This is a genomic window from Pseudomonas sp. OF001, assembly GCF_904426495.1.
In the GTDB taxonomy this organism is placed as follows: Bacteria; Pseudomonadota; Gammaproteobacteria; order Pseudomonadales; family Pseudomonadaceae; genus Geopseudomonas.
This window is the reverse complement of the sequence record NZ_CAJGBM010000009.1, coordinates 14,818-28,523: the sequence shown is the minus strand read 5'-3', so window position 1 is coordinate 28,523 and position 13,706 is coordinate 14,818. Positions and strand designations below refer to the sequence as shown.

General features: G+C 65.7%; 24 protein-coding genes. 12 read left to right on the top strand and 12 right to left on the bottom strand.

What is annotated here, in order from left to right:
* Positions 1 to 529 precede the first annotated feature (529 nt).
* The 7 genes from RA210_RS06755 to RA210_RS06725 form a co-directional block, all read right to left on the bottom strand.
* Positions 530 to 748: a hypothetical protein gene (locus RA210_RS06755; protein WP_201485840.1), complete on the bottom strand. Its 219-nt coding sequence runs from the start codon at positions 746 to 748 to the stop codon at positions 530 to 532.
* Positions 745 to 1,317 carry a 3'-5' exonuclease gene (locus RA210_RS06750; protein ID WP_201485839.1) on the bottom strand — a complete coding sequence of 191 codons (573 nt, stop codon included), beginning with the start codon at positions 1,315 to 1,317 and terminating at the stop codon, positions 745 to 747. Before RA210_RS06750 ends, RA210_RS06755 begins: the two co-directional genes overlap by 4 nt.
* Complete coding sequence (gene csrA, locus RA210_RS06745) at positions 1,314 to 1,502, bottom strand: carbon storage regulator CsrA (protein ID WP_201485838.1); 189 nt, start codon at positions 1,500 to 1,502, stop codon at positions 1,314 to 1,316. The genes RA210_RS06750 and csrA overlap by 4 nt, the downstream gene beginning before the upstream one ends.
* Positions 1,503 to 1,589: 87 nt before the next feature.
* The gene (locus tag RA210_RS06740) at positions 1,590 to 1,823 is read right to left on the bottom strand and encodes a hypothetical protein (RefSeq protein ID WP_201485837.1); all 234 of its coding nucleotides are present in this window, start codon (positions 1,821 to 1,823) and stop codon (positions 1,590 to 1,592) included.
* The gene (locus tag RA210_RS06735) at positions 1,823 to 2,263 is read right to left on the bottom strand and encodes a tellurite resistance TerB family protein (RefSeq protein WP_201485836.1); all 441 of its coding nucleotides are present in this window, start codon (positions 2,261 to 2,263) and stop codon (positions 1,823 to 1,825) included. The genes RA210_RS06740 and RA210_RS06735 overlap by 1 nt, the downstream gene beginning before the upstream one ends.
* Positions 2,264 to 2,357: 94 nt before the next feature.
* Positions 2,358 to 2,537, bottom strand: coding sequence for a hypothetical protein (locus RA210_RS06730; protein ID WP_201485835.1), 180 nt, complete (start codon positions 2,535 to 2,537; stop codon positions 2,358 to 2,360).
* 83 nt (positions 2,538 to 2,620) lie between these two features.
* Positions 2,621 to 2,827: a hypothetical protein gene (locus RA210_RS06725; protein WP_201485834.1), complete on the bottom strand. Its 207-nt coding sequence runs from the start codon at positions 2,825 to 2,827 to the stop codon at positions 2,621 to 2,623.
* A gap of 1,034 nt (positions 2,828 to 3,861) precedes the next feature.
* Between RA210_RS06725 and RA210_RS06720 the strand changes: the two genes are divergently transcribed.
* On the top strand, positions 3,862 to 5,415 hold the full coding sequence (locus RA210_RS06720) for a DUF4041 domain-containing protein (RefSeq protein ID WP_201485833.1): 1,554 nt from the start codon (positions 3,862 to 3,864) through the stop codon (positions 5,413 to 5,415).
* 60 nt (positions 5,416 to 5,475) lie between these two features.
* On the opposite strand, the gene RA210_RS06715 is transcribed toward RA210_RS06720, so the two are convergent.
* Genes RA210_RS06715 through RA210_RS06695 form a run of 5 tightly spaced genes read right to left on the bottom strand, consistent with a single transcriptional unit; the run spans position 5,476 to position 8,641 of the window.
* Positions 5,476 to 5,652 carry a hypothetical protein gene (locus RA210_RS06715; protein ID WP_201485832.1) on the bottom strand — a complete coding sequence of 59 codons (177 nt, stop codon included), beginning with the start codon at positions 5,650 to 5,652 and terminating at the stop codon, positions 5,476 to 5,478.
* A 4-nt stretch (positions 5,653 to 5,656) separates the two neighbouring features.
* A complete protein-coding gene (locus RA210_RS06710; protein ID WP_201485831.1) occupies positions 5,657 to 6,376 on the bottom strand; it encodes a zeta toxin family protein in 720 nt (239 codons plus the stop codon).
* Positions 6,377 to 6,385: 9 nt separating this feature from the next.
* Positions 6,386 to 7,264, bottom strand: coding sequence for a hypothetical protein (locus RA210_RS06705; protein ID WP_201485830.1), 879 nt, complete (start codon positions 7,262 to 7,264; stop codon positions 6,386 to 6,388).
* Entirely contained in the window at positions 7,261 to 8,130 is an 870-nt protein-coding gene (locus RA210_RS06700) for a hypothetical protein (protein ID WP_201485829.1), read from the bottom strand. Before RA210_RS06700 ends, RA210_RS06705 begins: the two co-directional genes overlap by 4 nt.
* Positions 8,108 to 8,641 (bottom strand): hypothetical protein, encoded by a 534-nt coding sequence (locus RA210_RS06695; RefSeq protein WP_201485828.1) that lies wholly within the window; start codon positions 8,639 to 8,641, stop codon positions 8,108 to 8,110. The genes RA210_RS06700 and RA210_RS06695 overlap by 23 nt, the downstream gene beginning before the upstream one ends.
* Before the next feature lie 89 nt (positions 8,642 to 8,730).
* Here RA210_RS06695 and RA210_RS06690 point away from each other — a divergent pair, with 89 nt between their 5' ends.
* The 11 genes from RA210_RS06690 to RA210_RS06645 all read left to right on the top strand — a co-directional run bounded on the left by RA210_RS06690 (position 8,731) and on the right by RA210_RS06645 (position 13,704).
* A complete protein-coding gene (locus tag RA210_RS06690; RefSeq protein ID WP_201485827.1) occupies positions 8,731 to 8,970 on the top strand; it encodes a hypothetical protein in 240 nt (79 codons plus the stop codon).
* Between the two features lie 194 nt (positions 8,971 to 9,164).
* A complete protein-coding gene (locus RA210_RS06685; RefSeq protein WP_201485826.1) occupies positions 9,165 to 9,596 on the top strand; it encodes a phage regulatory CII family protein in 432 nt (143 codons plus the stop codon).
* A gap of 81 nt (positions 9,597 to 9,677) precedes the next feature.
* Positions 9,678 to 10,409, top strand: a complete 732-nt coding sequence (locus RA210_RS06680) for a phage antirepressor KilAC domain-containing protein (RefSeq protein ID WP_201485825.1) — start codon at positions 9,678 to 9,680, stop codon at positions 10,407 to 10,409.
* Between the two features lies 1 nt (position 10,410).
* Complete coding sequence (locus RA210_RS21750; protein WP_236574660.1) at positions 10,411 to 11,316, top strand: phage replication protein; 906 nt, start codon at positions 10,411 to 10,413, stop codon at positions 11,314 to 11,316.
* On the top strand, positions 11,306 to 11,785 hold the full coding sequence (locus RA210_RS06670) for a replication protein P (protein ID WP_236574658.1): 480 nt from the start codon (positions 11,306 to 11,308) through the stop codon (positions 11,783 to 11,785). Before RA210_RS21750 ends, RA210_RS06670 begins: the two co-directional genes overlap by 11 nt.
* A complete protein-coding gene (locus RA210_RS06665; protein WP_201485823.1) occupies positions 11,782 to 12,087 on the top strand; it encodes a nuclease domain-containing protein in 306 nt (101 codons plus the stop codon). The genes RA210_RS06670 and RA210_RS06665 overlap by 4 nt, the downstream gene beginning before the upstream one ends.
* Complete coding sequence (locus RA210_RS06660) at positions 12,084 to 12,272, top strand: hypothetical protein (RefSeq protein WP_201485822.1); 189 nt, start codon at positions 12,084 to 12,086, stop codon at positions 12,270 to 12,272. Before RA210_RS06665 ends, RA210_RS06660 begins: the two co-directional genes overlap by 4 nt.
* Positions 12,269 to 12,856 carry a DUF6378 domain-containing protein gene (locus RA210_RS21745; RefSeq protein WP_236574657.1) on the top strand — a complete coding sequence of 196 codons (588 nt, stop codon included), beginning with the start codon at positions 12,269 to 12,271 and terminating at the stop codon, positions 12,854 to 12,856. The genes RA210_RS06660 and RA210_RS21745 overlap by 4 nt, the downstream gene beginning before the upstream one ends.
* Complete coding sequence (locus RA210_RS21740; protein ID WP_236574655.1) at positions 12,853 to 13,053, top strand: hypothetical protein; 201 nt, start codon at positions 12,853 to 12,855, stop codon at positions 13,051 to 13,053. Before RA210_RS21745 ends, RA210_RS21740 begins: the two co-directional genes overlap by 4 nt.
* Before the next feature lie 5 nt (positions 13,054 to 13,058).
* Positions 13,059 to 13,409 carry a RusA family crossover junction endodeoxyribonuclease gene (locus tag RA210_RS21735; protein WP_236574653.1) on the top strand — a complete coding sequence of 117 codons (351 nt, stop codon included), beginning with the start codon at positions 13,059 to 13,061 and terminating at the stop codon, positions 13,407 to 13,409.
* Positions 13,402 to 13,704 (top strand): hypothetical protein, encoded by a 303-nt coding sequence (locus tag RA210_RS06645; RefSeq protein ID WP_201485821.1) that lies wholly within the window; start codon positions 13,402 to 13,404, stop codon positions 13,702 to 13,704. Before RA210_RS21735 ends, RA210_RS06645 begins: the two co-directional genes overlap by 8 nt.
* The last annotated feature ends 2 nt before the right edge of the window (positions 13,705 to 13,706 follow it).

The window sequence follows — 13,706 nt, the reverse complement described above, 5'->3', positions numbered from 1 at the left end:
TGGTGCGGCCTGCATGGGGAGACGCCCGGCACCCGGCCGCCGAGCCGGGCGCCACCTGAGGCGGGATTGCCCATCTGCCGGGCGCCTGCCCATGCAGGCAGTGGTGGGGAAGGGAGGGTGCCGGCTGCTGCCCCCCGTGCCGGCGTCGGTTATTCAAGCGGCCCCGGCCGTCCAGTCGGGGTCGTGGCAGGGCAGTTCTGCCGGTGGTGATGCCGGGAGGCATCGGGAAGGACTGGCCGGCGCTGATCTCCGGTCGCAGCAGTCATCGCTTACGCTGCCCAGCAGCAGCGGCTGTTAGCTCATCCAGTCCTTCCCGATACCACCCGCAGGTGACTCGGCATCCGCTACCGCCCGCGCCGGATGAGTCGCGCGTGAGGCCCCGTGGTGGCCCGGCTGCCCGATTTTTCTGTCATCAGCACCTTCGAGGGTTGCCAGAAGATGCTGATGCTCTCGATTGCCGCGCATCGGGTTGAGCGCGACGCCCTGTGTAGCCGACTGCTCGGCTGGCCCGCAGGGTGGGAACGGATGGTCAGGTTCTGGCCGTGCCGAGCGCTGCCCGCGCGATCTCACGCAGCACGGCAGGATCGCCATCCGATGGCGTGAGCTTCGGGTCGGCCAGGCTCACCAGCGTTTCAACCGCTCCGCTGTGGTCGCCCTGCTGCACGCTCACGACGCGCCCGCCGGCCAACTGCTGGCCGAGGTGGATGCCCTCAGCATGGTCCTCGATGACTACGGTGATGCGGGTCATGCGCTCACCGCCTCGGCAGCGGCCTGCGGCTGGCGGTTCTGGTGGAGCTTAATGGCCTTGATCAGCTGCTTCGCCTCGTGACAGGCGTCGGCCAGGGCGTGGTGGCGAATGCCCTCGAACTCGCCGACGTCCCTGGCCTCAGGGTACAGCTCGAGGATGGTGCGCAGGTCGCGCTCGAGGCGGAAATCCCAGGGCCGCCCTTCGTGGAAGGCGTCGTAGGCCTCGCCAAGGATGCGCAGGTCGAAGGTGGCGCCGTTGCCCCAGAGGCGCGGCTCGTCGCGCGCCTGGATGAAGTCGCGCAGGCTCCAGAGGACGTCGTACAGGTTGGCCGGGTGCTCGCTGCCGTCGACTTCGCCGCGTGCTTCGGGGCTCTGCTTGAGCCACCAACTGATGGTGCTGGCGTCGGTGGTGCCGCCGTGGGCGAGGCTGCTGGCAAGGTCGACGCGGCGATAGAACCCGGCGGCGTGTTGGCCGCGCTCGATGCGCACGGCGCCGATGGACACGATGGCGGCGTTGGTGCCGACGCCCATGGTTTCCAGGTCGATGACGATGTGGGTCTGGTTGATCATGCGGCCACCTCGTGTTCGTCCTTCTCCTTCTGGATGCGCTGGTAGATCTCCTCGCGGTGCACGGCGATGCCCTTCGGCGCTTCCACGCCGATACGCACCTGGTTTCCCTTGACGCCCAGGACGGTGACCTTGATGTCGTCGCCGACGAAGATGGTTTCGCCTACGCGGCGAGTGATGATGAGCATTGCGTGACCTCCATGGTCGTTGTGTGATTCGGCAGCGCCCTCGCTGGAAGGCGCTCCCGGATGCCCCGGTTCGCCCGGGGCGGGCGGTTACTGCAGGATGCGGAGCTCGCCGCGCGGCACCCAGCCGTCATCGACGCGCACCAGGCAGCCGGCGAAGGCCGCAAGGCGTGTCTCGCGCTCGGTCTGGTAGCCGTAGATGGCACAGTCGATCCGGCCGATCGCGTATCCGCCCAGCAGGCCGGCCAGCATGACCAGGCCTGCGAACAGCAGGAAGAACCGGAACAGGCCGATGCGCTTGGGCAGTCGGCCGATCCATGCCATCACAGGAAGTCCTTGAGGCGCAGGTTCATCTTGGCCGCGGCACGCTCGAGGACGGTGGTCTCGGCGGGCTCCTCGATTTCGCCGTCGGCCTCGGCCACGGTGATCATGAAGTTCAGGACCACCTCGGCATTGGCCGGGTCGTGGGCCAGGTCGGCCAGCTCGCGCTCGGCGTTCATGCGGATGATGCGGGCGCCGCCCTCGTTGAAATCGGCCTTGGCGCGGTCGATGGTCTGGCCCAGCTCGGCGCCGAAGCCCTGCAGCTGGCGAGCGTTGCGCAGCAGGCGGTCGATCTTGTCGATCTCGGCAGGCTCGATGTCGCCGTCGGCGCTGGCGATGTAGAAGCAGCCGTAGACGCAGGCCTGCATCAGGTCGCGGTTTTCGATGTTGGCCATGGCCTGGCGGGCCTCGCGGCCTTTCTTGCCGAACAGTTTCCCGAACATGGGGTGTCCTCGTGGGGTTGGGGTGTGCTTCCGGCATGGCCCTTGTCGAAGGCCATCCCGCGAAGCGCCCGGCGAGCCGGGCACCTGGTGCAGATCAGGCGGCCCGCAACTTGCTCGGGCGCACCTTCAGGGTTTTGCCGTCGACCTCGACCTGGGCGTAGACGCCCTGGCCGCGGCCGGCGCCGGTGTTGACCTCGCCGAGGTACTTGCCGGTCTTCATCTGGCCGCGCGGGTTGGTGAACTTCACCGGCTGGTTTTTCTTGAACTCGCTCATGTGGTGCTTCCTGTGTGGTTGGTGATCCCGACAGCGCACTCGTGGGAATGCGCTGTTGGGATGCCCGGCGAACCGGGCGACGATCACAGCTGCATGGTCACGGTGATGCAGCCGTTGCTGGCCTGCATGACGCTCCAGCGGCGGAGCGGCGCCGCCAGGCCGAATTGCTTGGTGGCTGCCTGCTTCACCTGGGCGCATACGTCGCTCAGGGTCTCGCCGTCGTCGGCGATGGCCAGCCAGCTGACGCGCTTGCCCTGCTTGAGGTATGCCTCGATGTTGAACTGGGCCATTTCGTGCTCCTTCCAGTGGATTCCCGCGGCAGCCGCCTCGGTGAAGCGGCTGCCGGGAATCGGCTGCGCCAGATACCGGGGCTGATCCCAGCGGCTGGCTTCATTCGGTGTGGCCGTGGCGCTTCCTCGCTGCCGGCGCTATCAGCGGCGCCGCAGGTCTCTGGCTCATGTTGTGAAACGCGCATCTCCTGCAGCGCCTGGTGGCCGGCTGCGTGGGGCAGGTCTGCGCGAGTTGCAGGCCCGTCTGCCGGCTGGGCTCAGTCCTTCATGGGGTGGTTCCTCCTGTGGTGTTTGTTCCAGGCCATGCGTTGTGCCGGAGTCCTCTCTCTGGCCGGGTCAGCTACTGGCGTCTCCCCGACTGGCTTGCATGGCTTGGCGTCCTCCCGATGTTGGGAGTCCGGCAGGTATCCAGAGCCTGCATGGGCGGCCGTTTAGCTTTCTCACCACCGGGTTGTCCGGTAGGCCGCGTGGGTAACGTCGAATTTTGAAAGAGCGGGTGAGGCGGTTGTGCTGCCTCTGGCCGGTGTTCTGGCCTGCGCGGTGTTCTGCGCTCCCCCCTTTTCAGGGGCTGCCGTTGGTGTTCAGCGGCGTTGAGGCAATACTGAACCAAAAGTACAAATCAGGTCAAGAACCAAAAGTACATATTTCGTTAGGGCGACTTAGGCCGGGACGAAAGCTGGCTGGCGGGGTGATGGCTGGCAGGGCTGGCTGATATGATCCAGAGCCGAATATCTAGGGCTGCCGCGCGATGCAGGCGGGCTCAATCAAGGAGGATGCTGATGGAGTTCCTGTTGATCGTTGCCCTGATCGGAGTCGTCTTGTTCTGGGCGAAGTCCCATAACGCATCGACGAAACGAATCAAGGCACTGGCGGCGTCGCTGGACGAAAGGAATGAAGAGGTCTATCGCCAAGAGGTCGAGTTGGCCGGATTGCGCAGCCAGGTGTCGGCGCTAGCTGGCGACATCGCGAGCAAGAATGCCGAAATCTCGGAGCTTCTGAGCGATATCGAAGACCTCATCACGGAAGAGGTTCGCATGGGTGCGCAGATCGAACAGCTGGAGAAAGCCAAGGCCGGACTGCTCCAGAAGATCGCGCACCTGCTGAAGCTCCGCAGCTCCGAGGTGGCCAGCTTCGAGGCCGAGCGCTCCGATCTGCGGCGGCGACTGGAGGCGCTAGCCAAGTACCAGGGGATCGTGGACACGGAAGCCATGGCCAAGAGCCTGATCGACGAGGCCAACATGATGCGCGCGCGGGCCGAGGAGGAAGCGGCCGAAACTCGGCGCGAGGCAGCCCAGGCCGCAAAGGTCAGGATCGAGAAAGCCAACCAGCGCCTGGAGGTTGCCGGGGGCGAGGCCGACAAGATCGTCCAGCTCGCCCGGCAGCGCGCCGAGGAGATTGCCGGCGACGCCTACAAGGCGATGAACCGGGCCCAGGAGTTCACCCGCACCGCGCTGGCGATGAAGAACATCATCAACGGCTACGGCGACGACTACATCGTGCCGACCTACAACCTGCTGGACGACCTGGCCGAGGAGTTCGGCTTCGCCGAGGCCGGCCAGAAGCTGAAGGCGGCGCGGGACACAAGCCGCAGCATGGTCAAGAACGGGCTGGCGGCGACCTGCGAGTACGTGGAGCCGGAGCGTCGCGAGACCGCCATTCGCTTCGTGGTCGACGCCTTCAACGGCAAGGTGGACTCGATCCTGTCGCGCAGCAAGGCCGACAACCACGGCAAGCTGGAGCAGGCGATCCGCGACGCCTTCTACCTGGTGAACCACAACGGCGCCGCGTTCAGGGATGCGCGGATCACCGACGGCTATCTGGCCGCCCGGCTGGACGAATTGAAGTGGGCGGCCACCGCCCAGGCGCTGAAGGACCAGGAGCGCGACGAGCAGCGGCGCCTGCGCGAGCAGATCCGCGAGGAGGAGAAGGCGCGGCGCGAGTACGAGCGGGCGACCAAGGAGGCGGCGAAGGAGGAGGAGATGCTGCGCAAGGCCATGGAGAAGGTCCAGCAGCAGGTAGAGGCGGCCAACGAGGCTCAGCGCGCCGACTTCGAAGCCAGGCTGCTGGAGCTGCAGGGCAAGCTGCAGGCGGCCGAGGAGAAGAACCAGCGCGCCCTATCGATGGCCCAGCAGACCCGCTCCGGCCACGTCTACGTGATCTCCAACATCGGCTCCTTCGGCGAGGAGGTATTCAAGATCGGCATGACCCGGCGCCTGGAGCCAGCCGACCGAATCCGCGAGCTGGGCGACGCCAGCGTGCCGTTTGCTTTCGACGTGCATGCCATGATCTTCAGCGATGACGCCCCGGGGCTGGAGAAGACTCTGCACCGCCACTTCCTGCGGCAGCAGGTGAACAAGGTTAACCCGCGCAAGGAGTTCTTCCGCCTCGGCCTGGAGGATATTCGCCAGGAGCTGGAGGCCCTGGGCATCGAGGCGCACTGGACGATGACCGCAGAGGCCCACGAGTACCGGGAGACGCTGCGCATCGAGCAGCAGATCCTCGAGAACCCCAGTGTGGCCGAGGAGTGGACGCGGCATCAGCAGGAGGAGATCGAGGCCGAGGTGGGGGAGGCTGAGGCGGTCGCGTAGAGCGGCGGAAACGAAAAGCCCCGCGGGGTGGCGGGGCTTATATTCAACGGGTTCGACAGGCTAGGCGCGCTGCTTGGCGTGGAACTCGGCGAGCAGATCGTTCTGGGTCTTGGTCGCCTCATCAAGGGCGATGCGATAGACGCGCTTCTTCTCGTCAGACTTGGCGTTACGGATAAAGTCCGCAAAGGACAGACGGTCGATATGGCCGGCGGCGCTACGCTTGGTGGTCACTTTCATGGCTTCAACCCTGAAGGATTCCGAGCTTTCTCTCGAGGGCAGCCCGGGTGTGTTTCTCTGGTACATGGTAGTCGATCTGGTCAATGCCGGCCTTGTAGCTGCGGGCCGAGTTGTCGTTATTCTTGACGAGAAGGTCGACATGGATCTGCTTGCCGAACTCTAGCTTGAGTTGGTTCACCACGTCACGCGCTGCGAAGTACTGTTCGACGAAATGCTCTGGCCGGATTCTGCGGCCTTCGCTGGCCTCGCGGGCCTGGACGAACCGCCAGGCTAGCAATGGTTCCTGATAGACATAGAGGATCTGCACGACCCTTCCTCGACCCAGGGAGCGCTCGATGTTGCTGCGGGCGATTCGGATGTTGGTCAGCGTCCCATCCAGCAGGAAGGACTGGTGCTGCTTGATGGCGAAATCGATGATTTTTTCCACCAGGATGGAAACGGCACCCTGGAAGAGCCATGCATTGCCGCCCGAGTACTCGGCGAACTCGCTGCGAAGCTCGTCAGGGTCGATCCTCAGCACTGGCACGCCGAATTGCTTTAGCAGCGCTATGGACGCCTCAGTTTTCCCTGCGCCCGGTGATCCGGCCATGAATACCGAAACCGGATCATCTTCGGGCAGGTAGATGGTGCGGTCGGTGAAGCGGCGGGCGATGGCCTTCTTGTTAGCGCGCGCAAAACCCATCGCCGCATCGATGATCCGCTGCTCTTCGGGGGATAGCGTCATGGGTGGCGGTCAGGCGCAGCGCTCGCGCCACCAGCCGATGGTCTTGTCGGCGAGCTCGGCGGTGGTGGCGGCGTCAAGCACCTCGATGCCGGTCAGGCGGATCCGGTCAAGCTGCCGTTGGGTGGCGCTGTCCAGCTTGTTGAATTCCTTGGCGTTCAGGCCGCTGTCCTTGCCGGGGACAAGGACGGAAATGGCTGCGACGCGGTCACTGTTGCTGCGGATCAGGTTGAGGTCGGCCGATGCCTGGAGCAGGTTGTTTTCCACCACCAGAGGGCTCTTGTACCAGCCGGACACCACGGTGCCGGCGGCGCTGGCGCTGAGCAGCGGGACGTCCATTTCAACCCGGTGGCCACTGCGCATCGGGAGCACGTAGCGCTCCTCCTGGATAATGCGAGAGGCCTGCATGTGCATGCGCTCCTTCATCAGGTCGAACACGTTGCTGCGGATCCGCGGGGTCGACTGGTAGCGGAAGGGGTATTGATGGGCGCCCGGCTTCGGCCGACCCAGGGTCACCACATCGGCGAAGAACTCGTCGACAACGGATTCTGCACTGATGCCGGCGGCGTACAGCGGCGGCCCGAGACGGATGGTGTTGCCCAGCTCGTTCGGCAGGTCGGAGCCCATGTGGTAGATGGTCGACTCGATATCGTCCAGCAGGCGCGCCAGGTCGTTGGGGTTCACCCGGGCATCGAACAGGCACTTGACGCGCTCGAAGCTGTCGAGCATGCGCACTTCGACCTTCTGGCCGTAAACGAACAGAACGCCGACATTGAAGAACTCGCCAGCGTCCTCGTCCAGGCACAGGCTGATGCTTCGCCACTGTCCGGTGACCTGTGGTGGTGAGGGCTGATCGCTCAGCTTCGAGCGTATTCGAGCGGCGATGCTCATACGAGGAGACCTACTGCCTTGTTGTAATGGGCCGGCTCCAACCGCGCCTCGAGGAAGTCGAGCACATGGTCGATGTCCACGGTGTCCAGGAATTCTGCCAGAACTTGGCGAGCTGCCGCAGCGCCTTCCGTGCGCCAGGCTCCAGCCAGAACATTGTAGGCCATGGCGCGTGCCGCTTTGGTGGGCGTCTTCTCACTCCAGTGCTGCACGTATTTGTCGACCAGTTCGCGGATCACGTTGCGCAGCGGCAGTCCGCTGGTAGAGAGCGAGGCCGGTTGCCAAGCCGGCAGGCGGAACAGGCGCCCGTGGTCGATCAGGGCAAGCTTGCCGTCGGCCGCTTCGAGCAGGTTGCCGAGGTTGCGGTCGCTGTTTTCCGTCCACTCATCGAAGGTGACGATGGCTGCCGTGTCGGCATGGCCGGCCAGGCTCTGGGCAAGCCGCCTGACCTGGCGCTCCTGCAGATGCCCAGGGGCATCCTGGATGTGGCGCTTGAGCAGGCTGGGGTGCTGCATGTCCTGGCTGAACCAGGCGAGGTAGTCCCGCTGCAGGCCACCGGGGGTAATTTCGCGCAGGTGCTCGAGCACGGCGGCGGGGATCTGCTCGCGGTTTAGCACAATGATGCCGGCGGCGGCCGGTACCGAGTATTTGGCGGCCCTGGCCAGGGTGTAGCCGAGCGCCTCGCTGAGCACTTCGCGGTTCTCGACGATCTTGCCGCCCGCCTTGACTGCGTCGGGCATAGGCTTGATGTAGCAGCGATGCGAGCCTTCGCCGATGTTGATCTTGCCGCGGAAAATCGGGCTGATGCCGCGGGAGTGCGGCGCGCGCAGTTCGCCAGCGTAGGCGCTACCGCTGAGTACCTGGATCATTGTTGCGCAGTCGCTCCTTGAGGCGCTGGTTTCCATTGGCGGTAGAGGTCTGCTCGCCCTCTGTGCCCGCGCTGCTTTCGAATCGGGAGGCAATCTGCTCCAGCAGGATCAGGTCCACCTCGGTCAGGCGGCCTTCGTTGGCGGCCCTGGCTATGCGCTCCAGCGCTTCCTGTGAGCGCGGGGTGGCCAGCGCGGCGAGCATAGTGGCGCGCCTGGCTGGCGGCTGCGCATCGCCCTGCTCGGGGCGGGCCGGCTCGGCGGCGGCTTGGTGAGCATCGCCTTCGCCGTACTGCAGCCACTCGACGCGCACGCCAAGCCACTCGGCGATGGCCAGCATGTTGGCCCGACCGGGCATGGACTCGGCGTTCAGCCACTTGCTCGCGGCTTTAGCGGTGGCCCCCGTGACATTTGCAAGGCGAACGCCAGCGCCCCATTCGGCAATGCCAGCTTCCGCCAGTGCCTGCTTGAGCCTCCGGACAAATTCTTTGCGCACTTCTTCGGTCTGAACCATGCGTTCAATTTCGCACGGCCTTGCATGTACTTTCAGTTCCGCCATAAGATGTACCGAAAGTTCAATATGTTGGTCGGAGACACCATTTGATGAGCGCGCTAAAGGAATCAATCGTCCGGGCAGGAGGAGTCGCGCGAGCCTCGTTCGTCTGCGGCGTTAGCCAGCGCGCCATTTACAAGTGGATTGCGGCCGGCTCTTTACCGCGCACCGAGTACACCGGTGAAACCCACTACGCGGAGCGCCTTGCGGCTGCTGCCGCCGAGCGTGGCGAGCCGTTCGAGGCAGCCTGGCTGCTGTCCGAGTCCTCCCCGAAGAAAACCACCCACTAGCCCATCAGGCAGCCCACGCGGCCGAGTGCCGCCGCTGCCATGGCGCAACGATCCGCCGAGGGGCGACGTGCTCGCCCGGGAATCCAGAAAGGTCGGCTGGTGCATGGGGTTCATCCCTGTCGGCTGATCCAGTGATGACAGATTCGCCCAGGGACGACCAGGGCGCCACGCGAAAGGAAAGGGGAGTTCGCGAGATGGAACGATTCGAGCGCGCGATCCACGACGAAGTGATCGCCGAGGGCGGCACCGAGCTGGCCCGCCGCATGGGTGTGAACCGCACCCGTCTTCTGGACTGCGCCAACCCGAACCGGGAGGCGCACAAGATGAACATCGAGATGCTCTGCCAAGTGCTGACACACCTGCAGGTGGAGGGGCGTCGTCGCGTCCTGTCGGCACTGGTGGAGGAGTTCGGCTTCCAGCTGGTGGATCGCGAAGAGCCGAAGGGGGCAACGATCAATGACGCGCTGCTGCGCCTGCATGCCGATCTGGGCGACGTGGCGCGCCTGGCGGTGGATGCCCAGGCCGACGGCCGGGTTACCAGCGTGGAGAAGGCTCAGCTGCTGCGCGAGGCGGAGGAGGTGGTGCAGAGCCTCGAGGTGTTCAAGGAGTCGGTCCGGAAGGCCTGACGCCAGGCAATAAAAAACCCGCCTGGCGGGGCGGGTTCTTCAACGGCGCGCAATGCGCCACAACATGCAAGGGAGAGTGTAATGAGTCCCCTCGAAATCAACAACCCCGCGCCACGAAATGCGATTGCCGAAAACGTGGCGCGCAACGTGACGATGAGCAGCCGCGAGATTGCGGAGCTGACCGGGAAGGAGCACAAGAACGTCATCCGCGACATCCGCGCAATGCGTGGTGAGCTGGAGAAAGATGGCTCAGATCTGAGCCATGACATTCGCGAGGAGGTCGACGGCCGCGGCTACGTTGCGGTCATTCACATGACCCGCGAGATGACTGAGCTGCTGCTGACCGGCTACAGCGTCCCGCTGCGCCTGAAGGTGATCCGCCGGCTGAACGAGCTGGAGGCCCAGCAGGCGCCGCGCGTCCCGCAGACCCTCGCCGAGGCCCTGCGCCTCGCCGCCGACCAGGCTGAGCAGATCGAGCAGCAGCAGGCCGCCCTGGCCATCGCCGCACCGAAGGCCGCCTTCGTCGACCAGTACGTCGAGAACACCGGATCGATGAGCTTCCGCCAGGCGGCGAAGCTGCTGAAGGCCAACGAGCGCCGCTTCCGCCAGCTGCTGCTGGACAAGGGCGTCATGTACTACCTGGGCGGCACGCTGACGCCGTACCAGCAGCATATCGACGCCGGGCGCTTCCAGGTGAAGACCGGCACCAACGAGCACAACCAGCACGCGTACACGCAGGCCCGCTTCACGCCGAAGGGGCTGCAGTGGGTGGCTGGGCTGTGGGCTGCCTACCAGATGGAGGCGGCTGCCTGACATGCAATTCACCATCACGATGAATCAGGTCAAGGCGCTGGAATGGGGTCTGAACGCTCAGCAGGCGCTGTTGTTCGCATTCGTCTACGAGTGCCCGAGCTGGGCCAAGCCGGTGCGGACTGAGGGCGGGATCTTCTACGCCCTGAGCAAGGCCAAGATCCTCGAGGAGCTGCCGCTGCTGACCGACAAGCCGGACACGGCCTATCGCCTGCTGAAGCAGCTGGAGGTCGCTGGCGTGATTGAGCTGTCGCACACCGCCGGCATCACTCTGGTGCGTCTGACTGACAAGGGCCGCGAGTGGAATCGCAAGGTCGATGGGTCGGAAAAATATCCGACCTCTGGGGTCTGTGCCTCGGAAAAAAATCCGAGAGGGGTCGGAAAAAAATCCGAGGTAGGTCGGAAAAATATCCGAGAGGGGTCGGAAAAATCTCCGACAAATCAGGATACCAGTCAGGTAACCAATCAGGAGACCAGTCAGGAAGAGCAGGGCGCGTGCGCGCCGCGTGCTTCGAAGGCGGCGAAGTTCGACCCGATGACTGCTCGCCCTGCCAGCGTCTCCCCGGATGCCTGGGCCGACTGGTGCCAGCACCGCCGCGAGATCCGCAAGCCCCTGACCGCCGCTAGTTGCCGCCACCAGGCGAAGCAGCTCGAAGCCCATCCGAACCCTGATCACGTTCTGCACCTGTCCATCGCCAACGGGTGGACCGGCCTGTTCCCGGAGAAAGTCCATGCAAGCAGCCAGCAATCTCGCGCAGCAGGCCGTGCGTCGGCCGTTGACCAAGTCCGTGCCGCCATCGAAGCCCGAGCAGCCGCAGAAGCTGCGACAGGGGCTGCTGGACAACCTGTGGCTGAAGATGACCGAGATGTACGGGCACCGCTGGACGGCGAGTTTCGGCGTGTCGGCTGACCAGAGCCACGCCTGGGCGGCAACGCTGGGCGGACTGACTGGCCAGCAGATCGCCGAGGGGCTGGCGGCGCTGGTGGCTCGCGGTGACGAGTGGCCGCCGAGCGCCCCGGACTTCCGCAACCTGTGCACTGGCGCGTCGCCTGAGGCGCTGGGCCTGCCGGCCGTGGAGAAGGCCTATCGGGAGGCCTGCCGCAACGCTCACCCGGCTGCCGACCAGCGTTGGAGCCATCCGGCTGTGCACCACGCGGCCTGCGAAACCGGCTTCCACGAGCTGCGCAGCCTGTCGGAGGAGAAGAGCCGCAAGCTGTTCGAGCGGGCCTATGCGGTGACGGTGCGCATGCTGCTGGCCGGCGAGCCGCTGCGGGAGATTCCGAAGGCGCTGCCGGAGAGCGTGAGCGTGTCGACGCCTGAGGTTGGCCGGGCGGCGCTGGCGGCGCTGCGCCGGCAGGTGCGCGGGGTGGCGGTATGAGCCGCATCGCCAGCAAGAAGTTGCGCGACTCCGCTCGCGGCCAGGACTGCGCGGTCCGCCTGCCGGGCGTCTGCAACTGGAACCCGGAAACCACCGTCCTGGCGCATCTGCCGTGCGGCACCAAGGGCGTCGGCATGAAGGGGCTGGATACCGTGGCGGTCTACGCCTGCAGCGCCTGCCACGACGCCATCGACGGGCGTGGGGCGGGGGAAATCGACTGGCGCGACATGCTGCGCGCTGTTGCCGAAACGCACCAGGCCCTGATCCGCGCCGGAATCATGACCATCAAGGGGGCTGCATGAGCCACGACAACGGCCGGGGCCGCGCCTGCCCGGACTGCGGCGAGCCCATGAGCGACCTGCGCAGCCTCAGCGCCCGCCAGTGCACGAACGGAAAGTGCGCCCTGGTGGTGGACTGGAATCTGGCGCCCGGGCAGCTGCCGCTGCTGGGGAGCAATCGAATCGACCGGAAGGAGAAGACCGAGTGAAGGCACAGCAGATCCTCGAGGCCGGCATCGGCCACATGAAAGACCGTGCGAGCACATACGACAAGCCGGATGGCGAGCGCTCGATGGGCGCGACGGTGAACGCCTTCTACGCGATCACCGGCCAGGCGCTGACCGAGGAACAGGGCTGGCTGTTCATGGCCATCCTCAAGGCGGTTCGCAGCCAGCAGGGTGCGTTCCGGGCGGACAGCTATGAGGATGGCGCTGCGTACTTCGCGCTGATGGGCGAGGCGGCGCACCAGGAGCGACTGATTGATCCGCAGGAGCGCGACGGGTGGAACCCGGAGAGCATCGCAGCTGTGACATTCAAGCGCGCCCAGGTACCGCCGTTTCGCAACCCGCCGCCAGCTGGCTGGCCGAACGAGCTGCGCCACCAGGGCGAGGCCGAGGATGTGACCATCTGGCCGCCCGATGATAGCCCGCGTCAGCAGCGCATCGAGCAGAGCGGAGAGCTGGCCGAGGCTGTCTATCCGGCGCTTGACGCCATCGTTCCGCCCTGCGGCTGGTGCGGCGCATTCCCCGATCAGCAGCACGAGTCTGGCTGCGCGGGAGGTGCTCGTGAGTGAGCAATGCATGCAGCAGGGGTGCGCAGGATGCTTCGGAGCGTGCCGCGCAGGCGGCCGATCTGCTGGCCTGCCGGATCCGGTGGGAGTGCCAGGCGCTGGGCGAGCGGGAGAAGCAGCAGAAGGGGAGGGAGCTGCTGGCCAGCGTGCCAGCGGCGCTGCTGGAGTTGGTAGTGGAGCGGCTGCGGGCCAGGGCCTGACCCTGGTGCTCCCGTGGCCGCCGAGCAACAACACCTACTACCGGCACGTTGGCAGCCAGACGCTGCTTAGCCGGCGCGGGCGCGAGTACCGGCGGGAGGTGGAGACCGAGTGCATGATCCAGCGCGCGCGGCTAGTTCCCGGGCGGGTTGGCGTTGTGGTCTCGGCATTCCCGCCGGATCGCCGCCGGCGCGATCTGGACAATCTGCTGAAGGGGCTGCTGGACGCTCTGGTGCACAGCAGGGTGATCGAGGACGACAGCCAGATCGATGATCTGCGGATTGTGAGGGGCGAGGTGATCGGCGGCGGGTCGGTACGGGTGGACATTCGAGCCGTTACGGAGGTGGTGCGTGCGTGAGTTGATGATGTTCGGGTTGGAGCGGAAGAGCCTGGCCGAGCTTGAGCAGCTGCAGGCGGAGCTGCGCGCGGAGCAGGACAAGCTGTGGAAGCAGCGCGCGGCGGCCTCTGGCGTGGTGGTGAGCAAGGGGGCAGGGCGGCGCAGTGGTCAGGTGCGGGCGCGGCTGCTGCCTGGGCGCAGGGACGCGAGGGCGCTGGCCGAGGCTGACGCGGCGATCGCTACAGCCAGGCGGCACCTGCGCTACATCGAGGACGAGCTGGCCAGGAGGGCAGCCGGTGAAGCGGCACGGGCCTGACT